At 74.5% G+C, this 17,437-nt stretch carries 19 protein-coding genes; 12 read left to right on the top strand and 7 right to left on the bottom strand.

The window, feature by feature from the left end:
- Positions 1 to 22: 22 nt before the first annotated feature.
- Entirely contained in the window at positions 23 to 1,915 is a 1,893-nt protein-coding gene (locus EV684_RS05640) for an SLC13 family permease (RefSeq protein ID WP_338100669.1), read from the bottom strand.
- A gap of 122 nt (positions 1,916 to 2,037) precedes the next feature.
- On the opposite strand from EV684_RS05640, the gene EV684_RS05635 reads away from it, so the two are divergent.
- The 6 genes from EV684_RS05635 (at position 2,038) to EV684_RS05610 (ending at position 7,131) form a co-directional block, all read left to right on the top strand.
- On the top strand, positions 2,038 to 3,477 hold the full coding sequence (locus EV684_RS05635; protein ID WP_132645239.1) for a DNA-3-methyladenine glycosylase 2 family protein: 1,440 nt from the start codon (positions 2,038 to 2,040) through the stop codon (positions 3,475 to 3,477).
- Positions 3,474 to 3,971: a methylated-DNA--[protein]-cysteine S-methyltransferase gene (locus EV684_RS05630; RefSeq protein ID WP_132645238.1), complete on the top strand. Its 498-nt coding sequence runs from the start codon at positions 3,474 to 3,476 to the stop codon at positions 3,969 to 3,971. Before EV684_RS05635 ends, EV684_RS05630 begins: the two co-directional genes overlap by 4 nt.
- Positions 3,968 to 4,852, top strand: a complete 885-nt coding sequence (locus EV684_RS05625; RefSeq protein ID WP_132645237.1) for a DMT family transporter — start codon at positions 3,968 to 3,970, stop codon at positions 4,850 to 4,852. The genes EV684_RS05630 and EV684_RS05625 overlap by 4 nt, the downstream gene beginning before the upstream one ends.
- Positions 4,853 to 4,933: 81 nt before the next feature.
- Positions 4,934 to 5,203, top strand: coding sequence for a hypothetical protein (locus EV684_RS05620; RefSeq protein WP_242478543.1), 270 nt, complete (start codon positions 4,934 to 4,936; stop codon positions 5,201 to 5,203).
- A gap of 69 nt (positions 5,204 to 5,272) precedes the next feature.
- Positions 5,273 to 5,686: a DUF3717 domain-containing protein gene (locus EV684_RS05615; protein WP_132645235.1), complete on the top strand. Its 414-nt coding sequence runs from the start codon at positions 5,273 to 5,275 to the stop codon at positions 5,684 to 5,686.
- On the top strand, positions 5,683 to 7,131 hold the full coding sequence (locus EV684_RS05610; protein ID WP_132645234.1) for an MATE family efflux transporter: 1,449 nt from the start codon (positions 5,683 to 5,685) through the stop codon (positions 7,129 to 7,131). Before EV684_RS05615 ends, EV684_RS05610 begins: the two co-directional genes overlap by 4 nt.
- Before the next feature lies 1 nt (position 7,132).
- Here EV684_RS05610 and EV684_RS05605 read toward each other — a convergent pair whose 3' ends face one another.
- The 5 genes from EV684_RS05605 to EV684_RS05585 all read right to left on the bottom strand — a co-directional run bounded on the left by EV684_RS05605 (position 7,133) and on the right by EV684_RS05585 (position 11,302).
- Positions 7,133 to 8,536: a sensor histidine kinase gene (locus EV684_RS05605; protein ID WP_132645233.1), complete on the bottom strand. Its 1,404-nt coding sequence runs from the start codon at positions 8,534 to 8,536 to the stop codon at positions 7,133 to 7,135.
- Between the two features lie 27 nt (positions 8,537 to 8,563).
- Complete coding sequence (locus EV684_RS05600) at positions 8,564 to 9,268, bottom strand: response regulator (RefSeq protein ID WP_132645232.1); 705 nt, start codon at positions 9,266 to 9,268, stop codon at positions 8,564 to 8,566.
- Between the two features lie 101 nt (positions 9,269 to 9,369).
- The gene (locus tag EV684_RS05595; RefSeq protein WP_132645231.1) at positions 9,370 to 9,933 is read right to left on the bottom strand and encodes a Spy/CpxP family protein refolding chaperone; all 564 of its coding nucleotides are present in this window, start codon (positions 9,931 to 9,933) and stop codon (positions 9,370 to 9,372) included.
- Positions 9,934 to 10,049: 116 nt separating this feature from the next.
- Positions 10,050 to 10,958 (bottom strand): hypothetical protein, encoded by a 909-nt coding sequence (locus tag EV684_RS05590; protein ID WP_242478542.1) that lies wholly within the window; start codon positions 10,956 to 10,958, stop codon positions 10,050 to 10,052.
- A 65-nt stretch (positions 10,959 to 11,023) separates the two neighbouring features.
- Positions 11,024 to 11,302, bottom strand: a complete 279-nt coding sequence (locus tag EV684_RS05585; protein ID WP_132645230.1) for a DUF3106 domain-containing protein — start codon at positions 11,300 to 11,302, stop codon at positions 11,024 to 11,026.
- Between the two features lie 147 nt (positions 11,303 to 11,449).
- Between EV684_RS05585 and EV684_RS05580 the strand changes: the two genes are divergently transcribed.
- From EV684_RS05580 to EV684_RS05555, 6 genes are all read left to right on the top strand, one after another.
- Positions 11,450 to 11,968 carry a hypothetical protein gene (locus EV684_RS05580; protein ID WP_243651062.1) on the top strand — a complete coding sequence of 173 codons (519 nt, stop codon included), beginning with the start codon at positions 11,450 to 11,452 and terminating at the stop codon, positions 11,966 to 11,968.
- Positions 11,965 to 13,515 (top strand): bifunctional aminoglycoside phosphotransferase/ATP-binding protein, encoded by a 1,551-nt coding sequence (locus tag EV684_RS05575; protein ID WP_132645229.1) that lies wholly within the window; start codon positions 11,965 to 11,967, stop codon positions 13,513 to 13,515. The genes EV684_RS05580 and EV684_RS05575 overlap by 4 nt, the downstream gene beginning before the upstream one ends.
- A 134-nt stretch (positions 13,516 to 13,649) precedes the next feature.
- The gene (locus EV684_RS05570; protein WP_132645228.1) at positions 13,650 to 13,838 is read left to right on the top strand and encodes a hypothetical protein; all 189 of its coding nucleotides are present in this window, start codon (positions 13,650 to 13,652) and stop codon (positions 13,836 to 13,838) included.
- A 116-nt stretch (positions 13,839 to 13,954) separates the two neighbouring features.
- Entirely contained in the window at positions 13,955 to 14,782 is an 828-nt protein-coding gene (locus EV684_RS05565) for a universal stress protein (protein ID WP_132645227.1), read from the top strand.
- Between the two features lie 120 nt (positions 14,783 to 14,902).
- Complete coding sequence (locus tag EV684_RS05560; RefSeq protein WP_132645226.1) at positions 14,903 to 15,556, top strand: hypothetical protein; 654 nt, start codon at positions 14,903 to 14,905, stop codon at positions 15,554 to 15,556.
- A 251-nt stretch (positions 15,557 to 15,807) separates the two neighbouring features.
- Positions 15,808 to 16,281, top strand: coding sequence for an MgtC/SapB family protein (locus tag EV684_RS05555; protein ID WP_132645225.1), 474 nt, complete (start codon positions 15,808 to 15,810; stop codon positions 16,279 to 16,281).
- Between the two features lie 16 nt (positions 16,282 to 16,297).
- On the opposite strand, the gene EV684_RS05550 is transcribed toward EV684_RS05555, so the two are convergent.
- A partial coding sequence (locus EV684_RS05550; RefSeq protein WP_207896844.1) for a radical SAM/SPASM domain-containing protein occupies positions 16,298 to 17,437 on the bottom strand: 1,140 nt, incomplete at its 5' end.

Genomic DNA, 17,437 nt, shown 5'->3' with positions numbered 1-17,437 from the left:
CTTGCGCCCGGGCGAGGCCGCGTCAGAACGGGAACAGGACCGGCAGCAGCAGCACGCAGACCACGCCGACGACGGCGGTGAACGGCACGCCGATCTTGACGAAGTCGACGAAGCGGTAGCGCCCGGGGCCGAGCACCAGCGTGTTCACCGGCGAGGACACCGGCGTCATGAAGGCCGCCGACGCCGCCAGCGCGACCATCATCGCGAAAGGCTCCGGCGCGCAGCCCAGGCGATCGGCCAGGCCCAGGCCGATCGGCGCCATCAGCACCGCGGTGGCGGTGTTGGACACGAAGAGCCCGACGAGCGCCGTGAGCACGAACAGCCCGGCCAGCGCCGCGCGCGGCGAGGCCTCGCCGGTGGCCGCGAGCATCACGTCGACGAGCCAGGTGATGCCGCCGGTCTTCTGCAGCGCGACGGCGAACGGCAGCATGCCGACGATCAGCATCAGGCTCTGCCAGTGGATCGCGCGGTAGGCCGACTCGGCGTCGATGCAGCGCACCGCCCCCATCGCCAGGCAGCCCAGCAGCGCCGCGACGACGTTGGGCACCAGCCCCGAGACCATCAGCGCGACGGTGGCCGCCAGCACCGCCAGCGCCAGCGGCGCACGCGATGCGGCCGGCGCGACGTCGTCCAGTTCGGCCGGCAGCGTCAGCACGACGAAGTCGCGCGCCGCGCCGGCCAGGCCACGGATGTCCTTCCAGGCGCCGGCGACGAGCAGCGTGTCGCCCATCTTCAGCTTCGTGTGCAGCGGATCCTCGTCGACGAGGCGGCCGCCGCGGCGCAGGCCGATGACGTTGATGCCGCGCTGCGAGCGCATGCGCAGTTCGAGGATGGACTGGCCGATCACCGCGGCGCCGGGCGGCACCAGCAGCTCGGCCAGGCCGATCTCGCGCGACAGGCGCGAGAAGTAGTCGCGCCGGAACGGCAGCTCGGTGAAGCCCATCGCCTCGACCACACGCTGCGCCTGCAACGCGCCGTCGGGCGCGGCGAAGTCGGCGAGCAGCACGTCGCCGGGCAGGATCTGCTGGTGCGCCGAGGTGTCGACCACCGCCGGCCCGAGCCCGCGCTCGCGTTCGATGGCGATGACGTTGGCGCCGTGGCGCGCGCGCAGCTCCAGCTCGCCCAGCGTGCGCCCGACGGCCGGCGACGCGGCCGGGACACGCAGGCGCCGCGTGCGGTCGAGCAGGCCGTAGTCGGCGGCCAGTTCGCGCAGCCGCCGGCGCCGGCCCTCGCCGCCACCGCCGCGCGGCGCCTCGCGCGCGGCCAGCCAGCGCCGCGCCACCAGCATGTAGCCGATGCCCAGCACCAGCAGCACCGCGCCCATCGGCGTGAAGTCGAAGAAGCCGAAGCCCTCGTGGCCGCGGCGCTGCAGCTCGGCCTGCACGACGAGGTTGGGCGGCGTGCCGACCAGCGTCAGCATGCCGCTGAGCAGCCCGGCGAAGGCCAGCGGCATCATCAGCCGCCCCGGCGCGCTACCGGCACGCTGGGCCACCCGCAGCGCCACCGGCACGAAGATCGCCACCACCGCGGTCGAGCTCATCACCGAACCCAGCGCCGCGGTGGCGGCCATCAGCAGCGCCAGCAACCGGGCCTCGCGGCCGCCGGCGCGCGCCACCAGCCAGTCCCCGACGCGGTACGCGATGCCGGTGCGCGCCAGCGCCTCGCCGATGACGAAGAACAGCGCGATCAGGATCACACCCGGCTCGCTGAAGCCGGCCAGCGCCTCGGGCAGCGTCAGCGTGCCGCCCAGCACCAGCAGCGTCAGCGCCGCCAGCGCGACGACGTCCATGCGCGGGCGGTTCAGCACGAAGCAGACGACGCAGACGGCCAGCAGCGCCAGCACCCAGGCGGTTTCGGGAGTCATCGAAGGCGCAGCCCGGCGGCGGGTGCGTGAGCGGTTGGCAAAGGGCGCGATCTTCGCCCGGGCGCCCGGCGCACCGCGCGTTTCCCCAGGCCGCCCTCGGACATCGGCGGCCCGATGGACATGTCCGGAAACGGCGAGTCCGCCTCCGGCGCGCCACCTATCATGGCCCCCGCATGTTCCCCGACCCCGACGCCGCCTACCTCGCGCTCGCCGCCCGCGACGCGCGTTTCGACGGCCGCTTCTTCGTCGGGGTCACCAGCACCGGCATCTACTGCCGCCCGGTGTGCCGCGTGCGCACGCCGCGGCGCGAGAACTGCCGCTTCTTCGCCAGCCCGGCGCAGGCCGAGGCCGCGGCCTTCCGCCCCTGCCTGAAGTGCCGCCCGGAGATCGCGCCCGGGCTGTCGGAGATGGACTCCTCCGACGCGCTGGCCACCAGCGCCGCGCGGGCGATCGAAGCCGCGGTGCAGGCCGGCGACCCGGTCGTGCTGCCGGCGCTGGCCGCACGCCTGGGCATCGGCGAGCGCCACCTGCGCCGCATCTTCGCCGCCGCGCACGGCGTCGCGCCGCGTGAATACCTCGCCACCCAGCGCCTGCTGCTGGCCAAGCAGCTGCTCACCGACACCACGCTGCCGGTGGCCCAGGTGGCGCTGGCCAGCGGCTTCGAGAGCCTGCGCCGTTTCAACGCCGCCTTCCTGGAACGCTACCGTCTGGCGCCGACGGCGCTGCGGCGCGCCCGCGGCGAGACCCCGGCCGATCCGGTGCTGCGCCTGGCCTGGCGGCCGCCCTACGACATCCAGACGATGCTGGGCTTTGCCGCGCGCCGCGCGCTCGCCGGCGTCGAGCAGGTCGAAGGCCTGGCCTGGCGGCGCACGCTGGCCTGGCCGCATCGCGGCGCCGTGCTCGACGGCTGGATCGAGGCGCGTTTCGTGCCCGAGCGCCACGAGCTGCACCTGCGCACCGCCCCGGCGCTGGCGCCGGTGCTGGGCGCCGTGCTGCGCCGCGTGCGCGAGGCGCTGGACCTGGACGCCGACCCGGCACCGATCGCCGCGGCGCTGGCCGCCGGCGGCCTGGCCGCCGAGGGCCAGCGCCTGCCCGGCGCCTTCGACGGTTTCGAGACCGCGGTGCGCATCGTGCTCGGCCAGCAGGTCACGGTGGCCGCCGCCGGCACGCTCGCCGCGCGCCTGGTGCGGCGCTACGGCCGCCCGGTCCAGACGCCGTTCGCCGCGCTGACGCACACCTTCCCCGACGCCAAGACGCTGGGCGCCGCCGACCCCGAGGAGCTCGGCCGCCTGGGCATCGTGCGCCAGCGCGTGCGCGCGCTGCAGGCGCTGGCCGCCGCAGTGGCCGGCGGCTCGCTGACGCTCGAACGCGGCGCAGCACTGGCGCCGACGCTGGCCACGCTGGCCGCCCTGCCCGGCTTCGGCCCCTGGACCGTGCAGCTCGTCGCGCTGCGTGTGCTCGGCTGGCCCGACGCCTGGCCCGCCGGCGACGCCGGCCTCGCCGTCGCGCTGGGCACCCGTGACGCGCGTGAACACGAACGTGCCGCCGAGGCCTGGCGGCCCTGGCGCGCCTATGCCGCGATGGCGCTCTGGCGCCCTGGAGACACCCGATGAGACACCCCCGACTCCAGGCGCAATCGCGCCTGGACACGCCGCTGGGCCCGGTGACGCTGGCCGCCAGCGCCGCCGGCCTGGCCGGCCTGTGGTTCGACGCCCAGCGCCACCACCCCGGCGCGCTGGACCTGCCGCTCGACCCGGCGCATCCGCTGATCGCCCGGGCGGCGGCCGAGCTGAGCGCCTACTTCCGCGGCGAGGCCGACGGCTTCACGGTGCCGCTGGACGCCGAAGGCACGCCGTTCCAGCGCGCGGTGTGGGACCAGCTGCGCGCCATCGCCGCCGGCACGACGACGAGCTACGGCGAGATCGCGCGCCGCATCGGCCGGCCCAGCGCGGTGCGGGCCGTCGGCGCGGCCGTCGGCCGCAACCCGCTGTCCATCGTCGTGCCCTGCCACCGCGTCATCGGCGGCGGCGGCGCGCTGACCGGCTACGCCGGCGGGCTGGACCGCAAACAGGCGCTGCTCGCGCTGGAGCGCGGGGCCGCGCGGTGACGCGGCGCGACCTCGCCGAGCTGTTCCTGCTCGCGTCGCTGTGGGGCGGCTCCTTCCTCTTCATGCGCCTGGGCGCGGCCGACTTCGGCCCGGCGGCGCTGGTCTTCGTGCGTGTCGCCGGGGCGGCGCTGATGCTGCTGCCGCTGGTGCTGCTGCGTGGCGAAGGCGCGGCGCTGCGCCGCCACTGGCGGCCGATCGCCGTGGTCGGACTGCTGAACTCGGCGCTGCCTTTCGCCTGCTACATGGTCGCGGCGCTGGTGCTCAGCGCCGGGCTGTCGTCGATCTTCAACGCGACGACGCCGCTGTGGGCGGCGCTGATCGCCTGGGCCTGGCTCGGCGACCGGCCGACGCGGCCGCGGCTAGCGGGGCTGGCGATCGGTTTCGCCGGCGTGCTGGCGGTGGGCCTGCACAACGCCAGTTTCAAACCCGGCGAACACGGCGTCAGCCCGGCCCTGGGCATCGTGCTGTGCCTGGTGGCGACGCTGTGTTACGGCATCGCCGCCAGCTACACCAAGAAGCGCCTGGCCGGCGTGCCGCCGATGGCGGTGGCCGGTGGCAGCCAGCTCGCCGCGGCGGCGTTCACGCTCGGCCCGGCGCTGTGGTGGTGGCCGGCGCAGATGCCGGGTGCCGCGGCCTGGGGCGGCGCGGCGGTGCTGGCCTTCGCCTGCACCGGCTTCGCCTACTGGCTGTTCTTCCGCCTCGTCGCCCACGCCGGGCCGGCGAACGCGGTTTCGGTGACCTTCCTCGTCCCGGCTTTCGCGGTGCTGTGGGGCTGGCTGTTCCTGGCCGAAAGCCTGTCGGTGGCGACGGTGGCCGGCTGCGCCGTCGTGCTGCTGGGCACCGCGCTGGCCACCGGCGTGCTGCCGCGGCGGCGGGCTTGATTTCGGCGCCGGGCGCCCCAGCTTCAGGACATGCCCACCGAAACCGTCCGCCTCCCCGCCCGGCTGCACGCGCTGGCCACGATGGCTGCCCTGCTCGAACGCCTGGAGCGCCAGCCGCGCTCGGCCAGTGCCGGGCAGTACCGCGGTGTCGTGCAGCAGATCCGCGAACTGCTCGCCGAAGCCGAAGGCGACGAGTCGCTGCCGGCGCTGCTGGCCATCGCCCCGGCGACCGCCGAGCTCTACGAGAACCTGCACTACGAACACGCGGGGCTGTGCCGCTCGCCGCTCGAGGAGGCCCTGAACGCCGAGCTGGCGGCCTCGACCGTGATCAAGGCCGCCCGCAGCCGCTGAAAGCCGCCCCGGCGGCACCAAGGCCGGGCCGTCGCGCCGACAATGCCGGGTTGCCCCGACATCGCCCGCATGGCCGACCTGCACCTCGACGACCTCGAAGCCGCCATCAACTGGTGGCGTGAACGTTCCCCCTCGCCCGACGGCGTGAGCGCCTGCGCCGAGGTGCGTGCGCTGGCCGAGGTCTACGCGCCGCTGGTGCGCGCGCGCCTGAGCGGCATCGACGAGCACACGCTGCCGCCGGCGGCCCGCGCCGCCTGGCTCGCCTGGTACGCCAGCACGCCCGACGCGCCCTGCATCGCGATCTGCTCGACGACCCAGGGCGACGCGGTCTGCAAAGGCTGCGGCCGGAGCTTCGACGAGGTCCAGCACTGGACCGTGATGACCCCGGCCGAAAAACGCGCCGTCTGGCGCCGCATCACCACCGACGGCACGGCCTGGCGCTTCAACCGTTATGCCGAACGTGCCGCGCGGGGGGCCGCTTGAGCGCAATCGGGCCGGCGACAGGGCGCGACGAGCCGGTTCCCGAACCCTTCCCCGCACCGCCGCCGGGCCGCGCGGCACGCCTGGCCGACAGCGGCCGGCGCATCGCCAAGCTGGCCTGGCCGGTGTTCGTCGGCCAGCTCTCGGTGCTGGCCTTCAGCACGGTGGACACGCTGCTGGTGGCGCGCCACTCGGCCGCCGACCTGGCGGCACTGGCCGTGGGCAGCGCCGCCTACGTCACGACCTTCGTCGGCTTCATGGGCGTGGTGATGGCGCTGGCGCCCATCGTCGGCCAGCTCTTCGGCGCCGGCCGCCCGGCCGACGCCGGGCGCCAGCTGCACCAGGCGGTGTGGATCGCGCTCTTCTTCTCGGCCATCGGCTGCGCGCTGCTGCTGTTTCCGACGCCCTTCCTGGCGCTGGCCCAGGCGACACCCGAGCAGGCCGGCAAGGTGCGCGGCTACCTCGCGGCGCTGGCGGTGGCGCTGCCGGCCTCGCTGCTGTTCACCGCCTACCGGGCGTTCAACGTCGCGGTGTCCAGGCCCAAGGCAGTGATGGCGCTGCAGCTCGGTGCGCTGGCGTTCAAGGTCCCGCTGTCGGTGGCGCTGGTGTTCGGCGTGCCGGCGCTCGGGCTGCCGTCGCTGGGCGTGCTGGGCTGCGGCATCGCCACCGCGGTGGCGATGTGGGCCCAGACCCTCGGCGCCTTCGTGCTGCTGCGCCGCGACCCGTTCTATGCCGGCTTCCGCCTGCGCGGCCGCGGGCTGGACGCGCCCGACCGGCCGGCGATCGGCGCCCAGCTCCGCCTGGGCCTGCCCTCGGGCGCGGCGGTGCTGGTCGAGGTCTCGGGCTTCACCTTCATGGCGATCTTCATCGCCCGGCTGGGCGAGACGCCGGTGGCCGGGCACCAGATCGCGGCCAACCTGGTGTCGCTGCTGTTCATGCTGCCGCTGGCCATCGCCAACGGCGCCTCGACGCTGGTGGCGCAGCGCATCGGCGCCCGCGACCTGGCCGCGGCGCGCCGGCTGGGCTGGCACGGCGTGATCCTCGGCGCCGGGCTGGCGGTGGTCAACGGCGGCACGCTGTACCTGCTGCGCGAGCCGGTGATCGGCCTGTACACGCGTGACCTGGCGGTGGCCGCCGCGGCGCTGCCGCTGCTGGCCTTCGTCGCCCTGTTCCACGTCGCCGACGCGACGCAGACCGTGGCCGCCTTCGTGCTGCGTGCCTGGCGCATCGCCACCGTGCCGCTGGTCATCAACGCCACCGCGCTGTGGGGCGTGGGGCTGGGCGGCGGCTACCTGCTCGCCTTCGACCCGCTGGGTCTGGTGCCGCCGGCGCTGCACGGCGCCCGCGGCTTCTGGATCGCGTCGACCGCCGGGCTGGTGCTGACGGCCGTGGCGCTGGCCACCTTCCTGGCCTGGATATTGCGCCGGCAGCGCCGCGTGGCGGCCTGAATCAGGCCGACAGCGGCAGCGACAGCGTGAAGCAGCTGCCGCCGCCGTCGCGCGGCGTGCAGCGCACGCTGCCGCCGTGGCGCTCGGCGATCTGGCGCACCAGCGCCAGCCCGAGGCCGACGCCGCCCTCGCGCTCGGCGTGGCCGGGCAGGCGGAAGAAGGGCTCGAAGATGCGCTCGCGGTAGGCCTCGGGCACGCCCGGGCCGCGGTCGGAGACACGCAGCTCGGCCTGCGTGCCCACGGACACGACCTGGGCCTCGACGTCTTCGCCACCATAGCGGCGGGCGTTCTCCAGCAGGTTGCGCACCGCACGACGGATCAGGCGCTCGTCGCCGGCCACACGCAGGTCCTCGCCCAGCGCCGCGGCCTGCACGCGTGCGGCCTCCTCGGCGGCCACGGCCAGCAGGTCCACCGGGTCGCGGCGGTCGACGGTCATCGCGGCATCCAGGCGGCTGGCCAGCAGCACCTCCTCGACCAGCGCGTCGAGCTCGGCGATGTTGGTGTCGATCTCGCGGCGCAGCGCCTCGCGCTGCTCGGGCGTGGCCTCGTCGGCCATCGACACCGCCATCTTCAGCCGCGCCAGCGGCGAGCGCAGCTCGTGGCTGGCGTTGGCCAGCAGGCTCTGATGCGAACGCAGCAGGGCCTCGATGCGCGCCGCGGCGAGGTTGAAGCTGGCGCCCAGCGCGGCGACCTCGTCGCGTCCGTCCTCGGCCACGCGCTGCTGCAGGTGGCCGGCGCCGAAGGCCTCGACACCGCGCTTGAGCGCCTCCAGCCGCCGCGTCAGCCGCCGCACCACCGGATAGGCGCCGGCGGCCACCGCGGCAAAGAGCACGACCAGCAGCGCCGCCAGCCCCAGGCCGTCGAAAGCCGGCCCCGGCGGCAGCCAGGGGCTGCGCGGCGGCAGGCCGGCGAAACGCTGCTCGTCGCCGCCCGGGCCGGCGTCGACCGGGCCACCGGGCCCGGCGGGATCGCCGGGCCCGCCCGGGTCACCGTCGGGACGCGCCAGCCCGCCGCGCATCAGCGTCGGGCGCAGCACCCACAGCGTGCGCCCGTCGTCCAGGCGGATCGGATAGGCACGCCCGGCCCCCGGCCCGCCGCCCTGGCGGCGCGCGAAGGTGTCCGAGGCGCCGAGGCGCCGGCCGTGCTCGTCGTCCAGCGCCATCGGCAGGCGCAGGCGCTCGGACCACTCGCGCAGCGCCTCGGCCTGCACCTCGGCGGGCGCGTCGGCGCGCGGCAGCGAGCGCTGCAGCAGTTCGGCCCAGGCGGCCACACGCTCCTGCAGCGTGCTCTGGACACGCGCACGCTCCTGTTCGAGGTGGCTCTGCAGCAGCCAGACCGACACCAGTGCGAACAGCGCCAGCGCCGCCACCACCGTCAGATAGATGCGGATGTACAGCGAGCGCATCTCAGCGCCGCCCGGCCGAAGCGGCGCTCATTCGGCGTCCTGCTTCTTCGCGAACACGTAGCCCGCGCCACGCACCGTCAGCACGCGCTTGGGGTTCTTCGGGTCCTCTTCGATGACCGCGCGGATGCGCGAGACGTGCACGTCGATGCTGCGGTCGAAGGCCTCCAGCGGGTGGCCCTTGAGCGCGTCCATGATCTGGTCGCGCGAGAGCACCCGGCCCGGGCTCTGCGCCAGCACGACGAGCAGGTCGAACTGGTGGCTGGTCAGGTCGCAGGGCTGGCCGTCCAGGCGGGCCTGGCGGGCGCCCAGGTCGACCTCGAGGCGGCCGAAGCGCAGCACCTCGTCGCCGGCGGGCTCGGGCGCGGCGCGGCGCAGCAGCGCCTTGACGCGCGCCAGCAGCTCGCGGGGCTCGAAAGGCTTGGGCAGATAGTCGTCGGCGCCGAGCTCCAGGCCGACGATGCGGTCCATCGGTTCGCCGCGGGCGGTCAGCATCAGCAGCGGCAGGCGGCGCGTGCGCGTGTCCGAGCGCAGCTCGCGCGTGAGGTCCAGGCCGTCGCCGTCGGGCAGCATCAGGTCCAGCAGCAGCGCGTCGTAGCCGCGCAGGCGCAGCTGCTCGCGCCCCGCCGCCAGCGACCCGGCGGTGTCGACCTCGAAGCCGTTTCGGCGCAGGTAGTCGCCGACCATCGTGGTCAGGCGGGAATCGTCGTCGATCAGCAGCAGTCGGCTCGTCACGGTCGCTCTCGAACGAAAAGAGCCCCGGGGCCGGAGCCACGGGGCGAAGGCTTCATGTCAAAGCCACAGGAGGAAAAGGATAACGATGACGGGGCGGGGTGTCAGCGCCGGGGGCGCTCTACCGGTCCGCGCCGGGCGTCCATGGCCTCGCGGCGCGTCTTCATCGTCTCGGCGATCTGCTGGCGCTGCTCGGCGGTGAGCACGCGGCTGACCTCCAGCATCGCCTGGGTCATGCGCCGGCTGGACTGGTCGTGCTGGGCCAGCATCTTCTGGCGCAGCGCCTCGACGGCCTTGGCGTCGACGCTGGGCTGGGCAAACAGTTCGGCCATCTGCTCGGCGAGCCGGCGGCGCTCGTCGCGCTGTTCGCGGGACTCGTCCTGGGCGTTGCCGACGATCTCGCGGATCTGCTTGCGCTGCGCCGGGGTCGCGTCGACGTCGTCGAGCAGGCGCTGCAGCATGAAGGGGTGCCCCAGCCAGGGCATCGCGTCGGGGCCGGCCATCGAAGGCCCGCCCATCGGCATGCCGTGTGCGGCCATCGGGCGATCGGGCGGTGGCGGACCGTCGGGCCGGTCGGCACTGGCCGCGGCGACGGCGGCGGCGCTGGCCGCGACGAGCGCGGCTGCAGCGAGGATTCGGGAGGCGAGCGGGCGGTTGGTGAGTGTCATCGCGGCACCAGGAAGGTCATGGGTGACGGTATGACGCTCACTGTGCCGGCCGCGGGTGTCGCGGCCGTGCCCGGCGGGTAAAGAAGCTTGTCGGCCGCGGCCTTCGCGCGCCGGGCTCAGGGCTGGCCGGGCTGCACGCGCACCAGGCGACGCTCGAGGCGAAAGCCCGGCGTCGCGCTGCGGATGTCCAGGCGGATCAGCAGGCCGCTGGCGCGGTCGACGACGATCGCGCCGTCCAGCCGCGAGCTGACCTCGCCGTTCTGCGCGTCGCCGAACAGCTCGACGACGGCAACGTCGAAGCTGCGCCCGGCGATCGTCTGCCGGCCGGTGGCTACGACCTGGCCGCGCACCAGCGCACGCGCGTAACCGTCGCCGGCGATGCGCAGCTCGCCGCTGAGCACGTCGCCGAGCGCGATGTCGCGCCGGAACAGCCGCTGCCACTCGAGCTGGCCGGCCGGCGCGGCGACGACGTTGCCCTGCCGGTCCTGGCGCCAGGGCCGCGGCGGGCCGGCCTGGCTGACGCGGAACTCGAAGACGTCGCGCCGCAGCGAGACGACCTGCAGCGTCCACTCGCCCGCCACGCCGCGGGCGGCACTGCGTTCCTCGTAGACCAGCAGGTCGCCGGGCGCGATCGGCAGCGCCGCCAGGTGCTCCGGCGACAGCTCCATCGGCCGCGGGCAGCCGCGATCGAGCGACGCCGTCTTCAAGGCCTCGTAGCGGCCCTTGAACTCGGCGAGCTCGCGCGCCTCCACGCCGTTGGGCCGCAGCGCGAACAGCGCCGGCCAGAAGATGCTGACGCCGACACCGAGCGCGACGATGTTGCGCCCGGCGATGTCGTCGACGGTGTAGGCCAGATCGGCGGCGCGCTGCTGCACGGCGTCGGTCTCGTCGGCCAGGCGCTCGCAGTCCCAGAGGGCGAACTCGGCGGGGTCGGCCTGCTGCGGGCGCACGTCGACCGAGCGCGTGGCGCAACCGGCGACGGCAAGCCCGACGAGGCAGGTGGCGAGGCGGGTCGTCAGGCGCATCATCAAGCCGGGCATTGTGCCTGCGCGCGAAGGCACGGCAAACCCGGCCCGGCGTGCGCCCGCGCTCAGGACCCGGACGCCGCCGGCGCCGCGGCCGGCGCCGCGTCCGCCTTGGCGCCGCGGCGCCCCGCGAGGCGCTTCTTCGCCGCCTCGCGCTCCTCGGGCGTCATCTGCTGCCAGCGCTGGCGCAGCTTGTCGCGCGCCTGCGCCTGCTGTTCGGGCGTCATCGACTCCCACTTCTCTTTCATGGCCTCGCGGCGCTCGCTGCCCGCGGACTGGGCGAACGCGCCGGTGGACAGCGAGGCGGCAACGGCCAGCAGCAGGGCCGGCAAGAGCTTGGTCATCGGGGTTCCTTTCGAGCCGAGGCATCGGGGTTGACGGCTTCTCAATGCGGCGCGAGGCCGCGCCGTTGACGACAGCATGCACCCGCGACGCAAAGAAACGTGTCCGCGGCGCTAGCATGGGCAGTGCCTGCCTGCTGCCTGCCGCCCGTGATACGACCGCTGCTCCTGGTGCTCGCCTGCGCCGCGGCGCCTGGTGCTGCCGCCGACGACTGCACGCTGGTGTTCGGCCAGGGGCGCGGTGTCGCGCCCGGCGACGCCGAGGCGGCGCGCCAGTGGGACGGCGTCAACCTGGCGTTCAACCAGCGTGTCGCGCAGGCCCTGGGCGAACGCGGCGAGACGGTCCTGCCGCTGGTCGCACGCGCCAGCGACGAGCCGGCCACGGCGGTGCGGGCGGTGCTCGAACGCGCCGCGGCAGCGAACTGCGGGCGCATCCTGGAGACCACGGTCTTCGCCGACCCCGCGGCCGGCACGCTGGTCGCCCGGCTGCGCGAGTACCCGCTGGCGCCCGACGCCACCGGGGCACTGCGCATCGGCGCGCCGCGGCTCACCGTGGAACGCCAGTTCGAGCTCGCGCCCTCGACGCTGGAGCGGGTGCGGCCGGCCGTGCTGGGCGCCGTGATGGCCGCCGAACTGAGCGAGCGGCGCGCCGCCGCGGCCGGGCGATGAGCGCCGCCGAACTCGACGACGCGGCGCAGGCCGCGCTGGTGGCGCGGCTGGCCCGCACGCTGGAGGCCGAGGGCCCCGTCCAGGCCTTCGAGACCCACGTTTCGCGCGTGCTGGTGACGCCGACGCAGGCCTGGAAGTTCAAGAAGCCGATCGCGCCCGGCTTCCTCGACTACACGACCCGCGCACTGCGGCGGCACTTCTGCGAGGCCGAGCTGCGCCTGAATCGCCGGCTCGCACCGGCGCTGTACGAGTGCGTGCTGCCGGTCACCGGCACGCCCGAGGCGCCGCGCCTGGGCGGCCCCGGCGAGGCGCTGGACTGGACGCTGCAGATGCGCGCCTTCGCCCAGGACGGGCTCTGGGACCGGCTGGCCGCGCGCGGCGCCCTGGGCGCGGCCGAGGTCGACGCGCTGGTCGGCGTCGTCGCGCCCTTTCACGCCACGGCGGACGTCGCGCCGGCCGACGGCGAGTTCGGCACGCCCGGGCAGGTCCGCGCGCCGATGCTGGAAAACCTGGACGTGCTGCAGCCGCTGCTGGCCGGGACGCCGGCGGCCGCGATGCTCGAACGCCTGCGCGCCTGGGAGGCACGGCGCTTCGCGGCGCTGGCGCCGGTGTTCGCCGCGCGGCTGGCCGCCGGGCGCGTGCGCGAGTGCCACGGCGACCTGCACCTGGGCAACGTCGTCGAGATCGAAGGCCGCACGACGGTCTTCGACTGCATCGAGTTCAACGAGGGCTTCCGCTGGATCGACGTGGCCAGCGAGGTGGCGTTCATGGCGATGGACCTGCAGGCCCACGGACTGTCGGCGCTCGCGCACCGGTTCGTCGACGGCTGGATGGCCGCCTGCGGCGACTACGACGCGGCACGCGTGCTGCGCTACTACCGCGTGCACCGGGCGCTGGTGCGCGCCAAGGTCGCCGCGCTGCGGGCGGCGCAGCCGGGCGCGCCCGCGGGCGCGCAGGCCGAGGCGCTGCGCTACGTCGCGCTGGCCGAGCACGCGACACGCGGCATGCCGCCGACGCTGTTCGTCACGCACGGCGTCAGCGGCAGCGGCAAGACGACGCTCACGCAGGCGCTCGTCGAGCGCGGCGCGCTGCGCGTGCGCGCCGACCTGGAGCGCAAGCGCCTGTTCGGGCTGTCGCCGCTGGAGCGTCCGGACGCGGCGCTCGTGCCCCGCCTCTATGGCGCCGAGGCCGGCACGGCGACCTACGCCCGGCTGCTCGACGCCGCCGCGGCCGTGCTCGACGGCGGGTTCCCGGTGGTGCTGGACGCGACCTTCCTGCACCGCCCGGCACGCGAGGCCGCACGCCGCTTCGCCGCCGCGCGCGGCGCCCGCTTCGTGCTGCTGGACTTCGCCGCCGACGAGGCCACGCTGCGCAGCCGTGTCGCCGCCCGCACGCGTCGCGGCGACGACGCCTCCGACGCCGACCTCGCGGTGCTCGAAGCCCAGCTGCGCTCGGGCGACCCGCTGGACGCCGCCGAAGCCGCGCAGGCGCTGCGCGTGAGCCCCGATCACACGCCGGACTGGGACACGCTGCTGGCCGCTCCGTGACCGATTCGGCGCCGATGCCGGGCGCAAGCGGGCGAGCGCACGCGCCCTTGCCGACGGTCAACCCGCCGGCGGGCCCGGTTCGCGAGGATCGCGCCCGACCCGGCAGCGCCTGCACGCGCCGCCGGGCCACCACGATGTGCGCCCTGCGAGTCACCGACCCCTTCGACCCCGAGCCCGCCGCTGCAGCCGTGCCGCAGCCGCCGTGGCCGCAGCGTGCCCAGGCCTTGCCGCCGGCCGACGCCGGACTCCGGCCGGCCGAGCCCTCGGCCGTTGCCGGGCGTTGCTGGCGCCGCTACGCCCGCCCCGCCGCGCTGCACGGCTGAGCCCGTCGGCCGCTTGAGGCGGCGCATTGACACCGCCGCGCCCCGGGCGGAGCATGGTTCGAACCCCCACCCGTCACCCGGGGCGGGCGTGACGCCACCCCGGGCAGGAGCGCACGATGAAAAGCATGCTCGTCCACCTCGACGCCTCCCCGCGTTCGGCCCGCCGCCTGGCGCTCGCCCACCGCCTGGCGCGTGAACACGGTGCCGAACTGACCGTCGTCTTCGCCGTGCTGCCGGCGATGGTCGCGGCGCCCTTCGCCGCGGCCGAAGGCGCCTACGCCGCCGCCTCGCTGCTCGAGGAGACCGACCGCCAGCTGCGCGCCCGGGCGCGCGAGATGTTCGAGCGCGAGGCGGTCGGCGGCGCACCGATGCACTGGGTCGAGATCCGCCACGACACGCTGGAAGTGGCCATGGCCGAACACGCGCTGTTCGCCGACCTGCTGGTGCTGGGCCAGCACGACGCCGACGATCGCGAGACCGGGCCGGTGCCGCGCGGCCTGGTGGCCTCGCTGGTGCACGACAGCGGCAAGCCGGCGCTCGTCGTGCCGACCACCGGCGAGCTGGCGGCGCCCGGGCGGCAGGTGCTGATCGCCTGGAAACCCACACGCGAGGCGGCCCGTGCGGTGGCCGCCGCGCGTCCCTGGCTGCTGGCGGCCGAGTCGGTGCACGTCGGCTGCACGCTCGCGCGCCGCGACGACGAACGCACCGGCACCTCGGCACTGGAGCGCTGGCTGCGCCGCAGCGGCGTCACGGCGCCGATCCACATCCACGGCCTGGCGGGAACCGGCATCGGCGAGGCGCTGCTCTCGCTGGCCACCGACACCGACGCCGACCTGCTCGTGATGGGCTGCTACGGCCACAGCCGGGCGCGCGAGCTGGTGCTCGGCGGCGTCACGCGCACGGTGCTGCGGACGATGACGCTGCCGGTGCTGATGGCGCACTGAGCGCCGGGCGCTCTGGAGAGCACTCTCTAGAAATCCCGGCCGTCCTGAGGTGCCCTCTCTAGGCCCGGCGCCGAGACTCGGTGGTGTCAGGAATTCCACCCACCATCCACGGAGGCAGCCATGTCGACCCAAGACCTTGCCAGCGTCACGCTGAAGACGATCGAGAACTACCGCAACGCTGCCGAGAAGACGGTCGCGGCCTACCGTTTCGGCAGTCACCGCCTGGTCGGCCTGGTCGACGTCGCGATCGAGAAAGGCGTCTACGCGCGCACCGCGCGCTTCGCGCCGCGCACCACCGACCGCATGAACGCGCTGCGCGGCACGGTGGCCGGCACCGTGGACAAGAGCATCGACGAGGTCGCCGACCGCGCCGTCAAGCTCGTGGACCTGAGCGGTGACACCGCCGCGGCCCAGGTGGCCAAGATGGCCGACATCGCCGCCGGTGTCGACAACACGATGCTCGCCAACGGCCTGCACACCGCCGCCAAGGTCACGCTGCCCGGCGCGAAGTTCGCGCTGAAGCTGTCGACGACGGTCGTGCGCGGCGCCGAGCGTCTCGTCGACGTCGCGGGCGCCCCGAAGGCCCGCAAGCCGACGCGTGCGGCGGTCGGCAAGAAGCGCACGAAGGCCGTGGCCGAAGCGGTCAAGCCGGCGCCGCGCCGCGTGCGCAAGGCGGCCGCCGAGGTCGTGCAGGCCGTCGAGGCCACGCCGGTGAAGAAGACGCGCCGTGCACGTCCGGCCAAGCCGGCGGCCGAAGCGGCGGCCACCGCCTGAGCACCGGCAGGCGTCAGCGGCAAGGGGCCTTCGGGCCCCTTTTTCTTTGCTAGGGATGCAAAAACGTCACTCTTGTCGGCAAAAGTGATACCATTGCCATCAATCCGGGTTCGCAAATGCCGAATCCAGACGAACGGTTTCTGACGGCGCCGCGCGACCGCGCGGCGGACTTGGCCGGTCGGGGCGCCTCCGATGCCCCGATCGGCCTTCTTTTTTCCGCCTTCAGGTACACGACTTGCCGATGCCGGCGCGTGTGGGACCGCATCGCCGCCACCGTCAGCGAGGAATTCTCCGACGCGCCCGACCTCGAACAGGTCACGCGCATCCTGGTGCGCCTGCTGCTCGCGGCGCTCGTCGGCGGGGTGCTGGGTTACGAACGCGAGCACCACGGCCATGCCGCGGGCCTGCGCACCCACATGCTGGTGGCGATGGGCGCGGCGCTGTTCGTGATGGTGCCCGACCTCGCCGGCATGGAGGTCGCGGACCTCAGCCGCGTGATCCAGGGCGTGGTCGCCGGCATCGGCTTCCTGTGTGCCGGCGCGATCGTCAAGACCTCGTCGGCGCAGCGTGTGCACGGGCTGACCACGGCCGCGGGCATCTGGATGACCGCGGCGATCGGCGTCGCCTGCGGCCTCGGGCGCGAGGCGACCGCGGTGCTGGCTGCCGCGCTCGCGCTCGTCGTGCTGGGGCTGCTGCCCCGGGTGGTCGACCCGCGCCCGCGCTGACGGGCCCGGGCAGGCTTCAGGGCATGACCTCGACGTACTGGTAGACCTCGCAGTCCAGCAGCACGCGCCGCTGCGGCAGCGGCAGCTGCTCGAACCAGGCGTTGGCATCGTGGCGGTCGATCTCGCGGCCCAGGTGGCGCACGAGTTCGCAGATCGGGTCGGTGACCTTCTCGCGCCAGTCGCCGTCCTCGCGCACGTAGCCGAGGTACAGGTTCTTCATGCAGTTGCCGCGGCACCAGCTCTGCGCCTCGCAGCTCGTGCACGGCATCTTCGGGTCGGGCTGCAGCGGGCTGCGGCGCAGCCAGTTGCCGACGACGTCGCCGGTCTGCATCTCCGGCAGGTGCATCAGGTCGGGGCAGGCGAAGATGCGGCCGTCGGGCATCACGTTGAGGATGTGCGTCGACACGCGGCAGGCCGTGCCGCCGCCGCACTGCTCCACGGCGCGCGACGGGAAGAGCTTGTTGCGCACCGCGCCCATCAGCGGGATGAAGGGGTAGACGCGGTCGGTGTCGGCGAAGAAACGTTCGACCAGCTGCGTCAGCACCGCCTTGCGACGCTCGACCGACTGGCCCGCGTAGGCGTCACCGGCGACGAACTGGAAGTAGACGTAGTCGAAGGCCTTCGTCAGCTGGTCCAGCTCCTCGAAGCTGATGGTCTCGTCGGACCAGGTCACGCGCGCGGTCAGCGTGCCGCCCAGGCTGTCGCGCACGACCCCGACGTTGCGCAGGATCTGCCGGTAGATGCCCTTGCCGCGGTAGCCGTCGGTCACCTCCTGGCCGCCGTCGATCGACACGAGCACGTTGGACAGGCGCTGCAGCACGTGGTGGCTGAGGTCGTCGAGCAGCGTGCCGTTGGTCTGCAGCTGGAAGCGGAACAGCGGGTGGCGCTGCATCACGGCCTCGATGAAGGGCCGGTTCAGCGTCGGCTCGCCGCCGTAGAACGTGACGTAGACCTCCTTGCCGGCGAGCTGCCGGGCGATGAACGCGTCGAGCTGGTCCATCGTGTAGGCCACGTGGCCCTGCGACTCGCGCACGTCGCCTTCGGCGATCGAGCAGTAGCTGCACTTCAGGTTGCAGCGCAGCGTGGTCAGCAGCTGCAGCTCGACACGCTGGCCGACGATGGCCGGCTGGGAGTCGGTGGCGGCGCTGCCGGCTCG

The organism is Rubrivivax gelatinosus (genome assembly GCF_004340905.1).
GTDB classification, from domain to species: domain Bacteria; phylum Pseudomonadota; class Gammaproteobacteria; order Burkholderiales; family Burkholderiaceae_C; genus Rubrivivax; species Rubrivivax gelatinosus.
This window is presented reverse-complemented; position numbering and strand designations above follow the sequence as displayed.

What these genes read in the sequence shown, in the direction of transcription:
- EV684_RS05635 (WP_132645239.1), top strand. Translation starts at nt 2,038, where the DNA reads ATGTTCCCCGACCCCGACGCCGCCTACCTCGCGCTCGCCGCCCGCGAC.
- EV684_RS05630 (WP_132645238.1), top strand. Translation starts at nt 3,474, where the DNA reads ATGAGACACCCCCGACTCCAGGCGCAATCGCGCCTGGACACGCCGCTG.
- EV684_RS05620 (WP_242478543.1), top strand. Translation starts at nt 4,934, where the DNA reads ATGGCTGCCCTGCTCGAACGCCTGGAGCGCCAGCCGCGCTCGGCCAGT.
- EV684_RS05615 (WP_132645235.1), top strand. Translation starts at nt 5,273, where the DNA reads ATGGCCGACCTGCACCTCGACGACCTCGAAGCCGCCATCAACTGGTGG.
- EV684_RS05605 (WP_132645233.1), bottom strand. Translation starts at nt 8,536, where the DNA reads ATGCGCTCGCTGTACATCCGCATCTATCTGACGGTGGTGGCGGCGCTG.
- EV684_RS05595 (WP_132645231.1), bottom strand. Translation starts at nt 9,933, where the DNA reads ATGACACTCACCAACCGCCCGCTCGCCTCCCGAATCCTCGCTGCAGCC.
- EV684_RS05590 (WP_242478542.1), bottom strand. Translation starts at nt 10,958, where the DNA reads ATGCGCCTGACGACCCGCCTCGCCACCTGCCTCGTCGGGCTTGCCGTC.
- EV684_RS05585 (WP_132645230.1), bottom strand. Translation starts at nt 11,302, where the DNA reads ATGACCAAGCTCTTGCCGGCCCTGCTGCTGGCCGTTGCCGCCTCGCTG.
- EV684_RS05575 (WP_132645229.1), top strand. Translation starts at nt 11,965, where the DNA reads ATGAGCGCCGCCGAACTCGACGACGCGGCGCAGGCCGCGCTGGTGGCG.
- EV684_RS05570 (WP_132645228.1), top strand. Translation starts at nt 13,650, where the DNA reads ATGTGCGCCCTGCGAGTCACCGACCCCTTCGACCCCGAGCCCGCCGCT.
- EV684_RS05565 (WP_132645227.1), top strand. Translation starts at nt 13,955, where the DNA reads ATGAAAAGCATGCTCGTCCACCTCGACGCCTCCCCGCGTTCGGCCCGC.
- EV684_RS05560 (WP_132645226.1), top strand. Translation starts at nt 14,903, where the DNA reads ATGTCGACCCAAGACCTTGCCAGCGTCACGCTGAAGACGATCGAGAAC.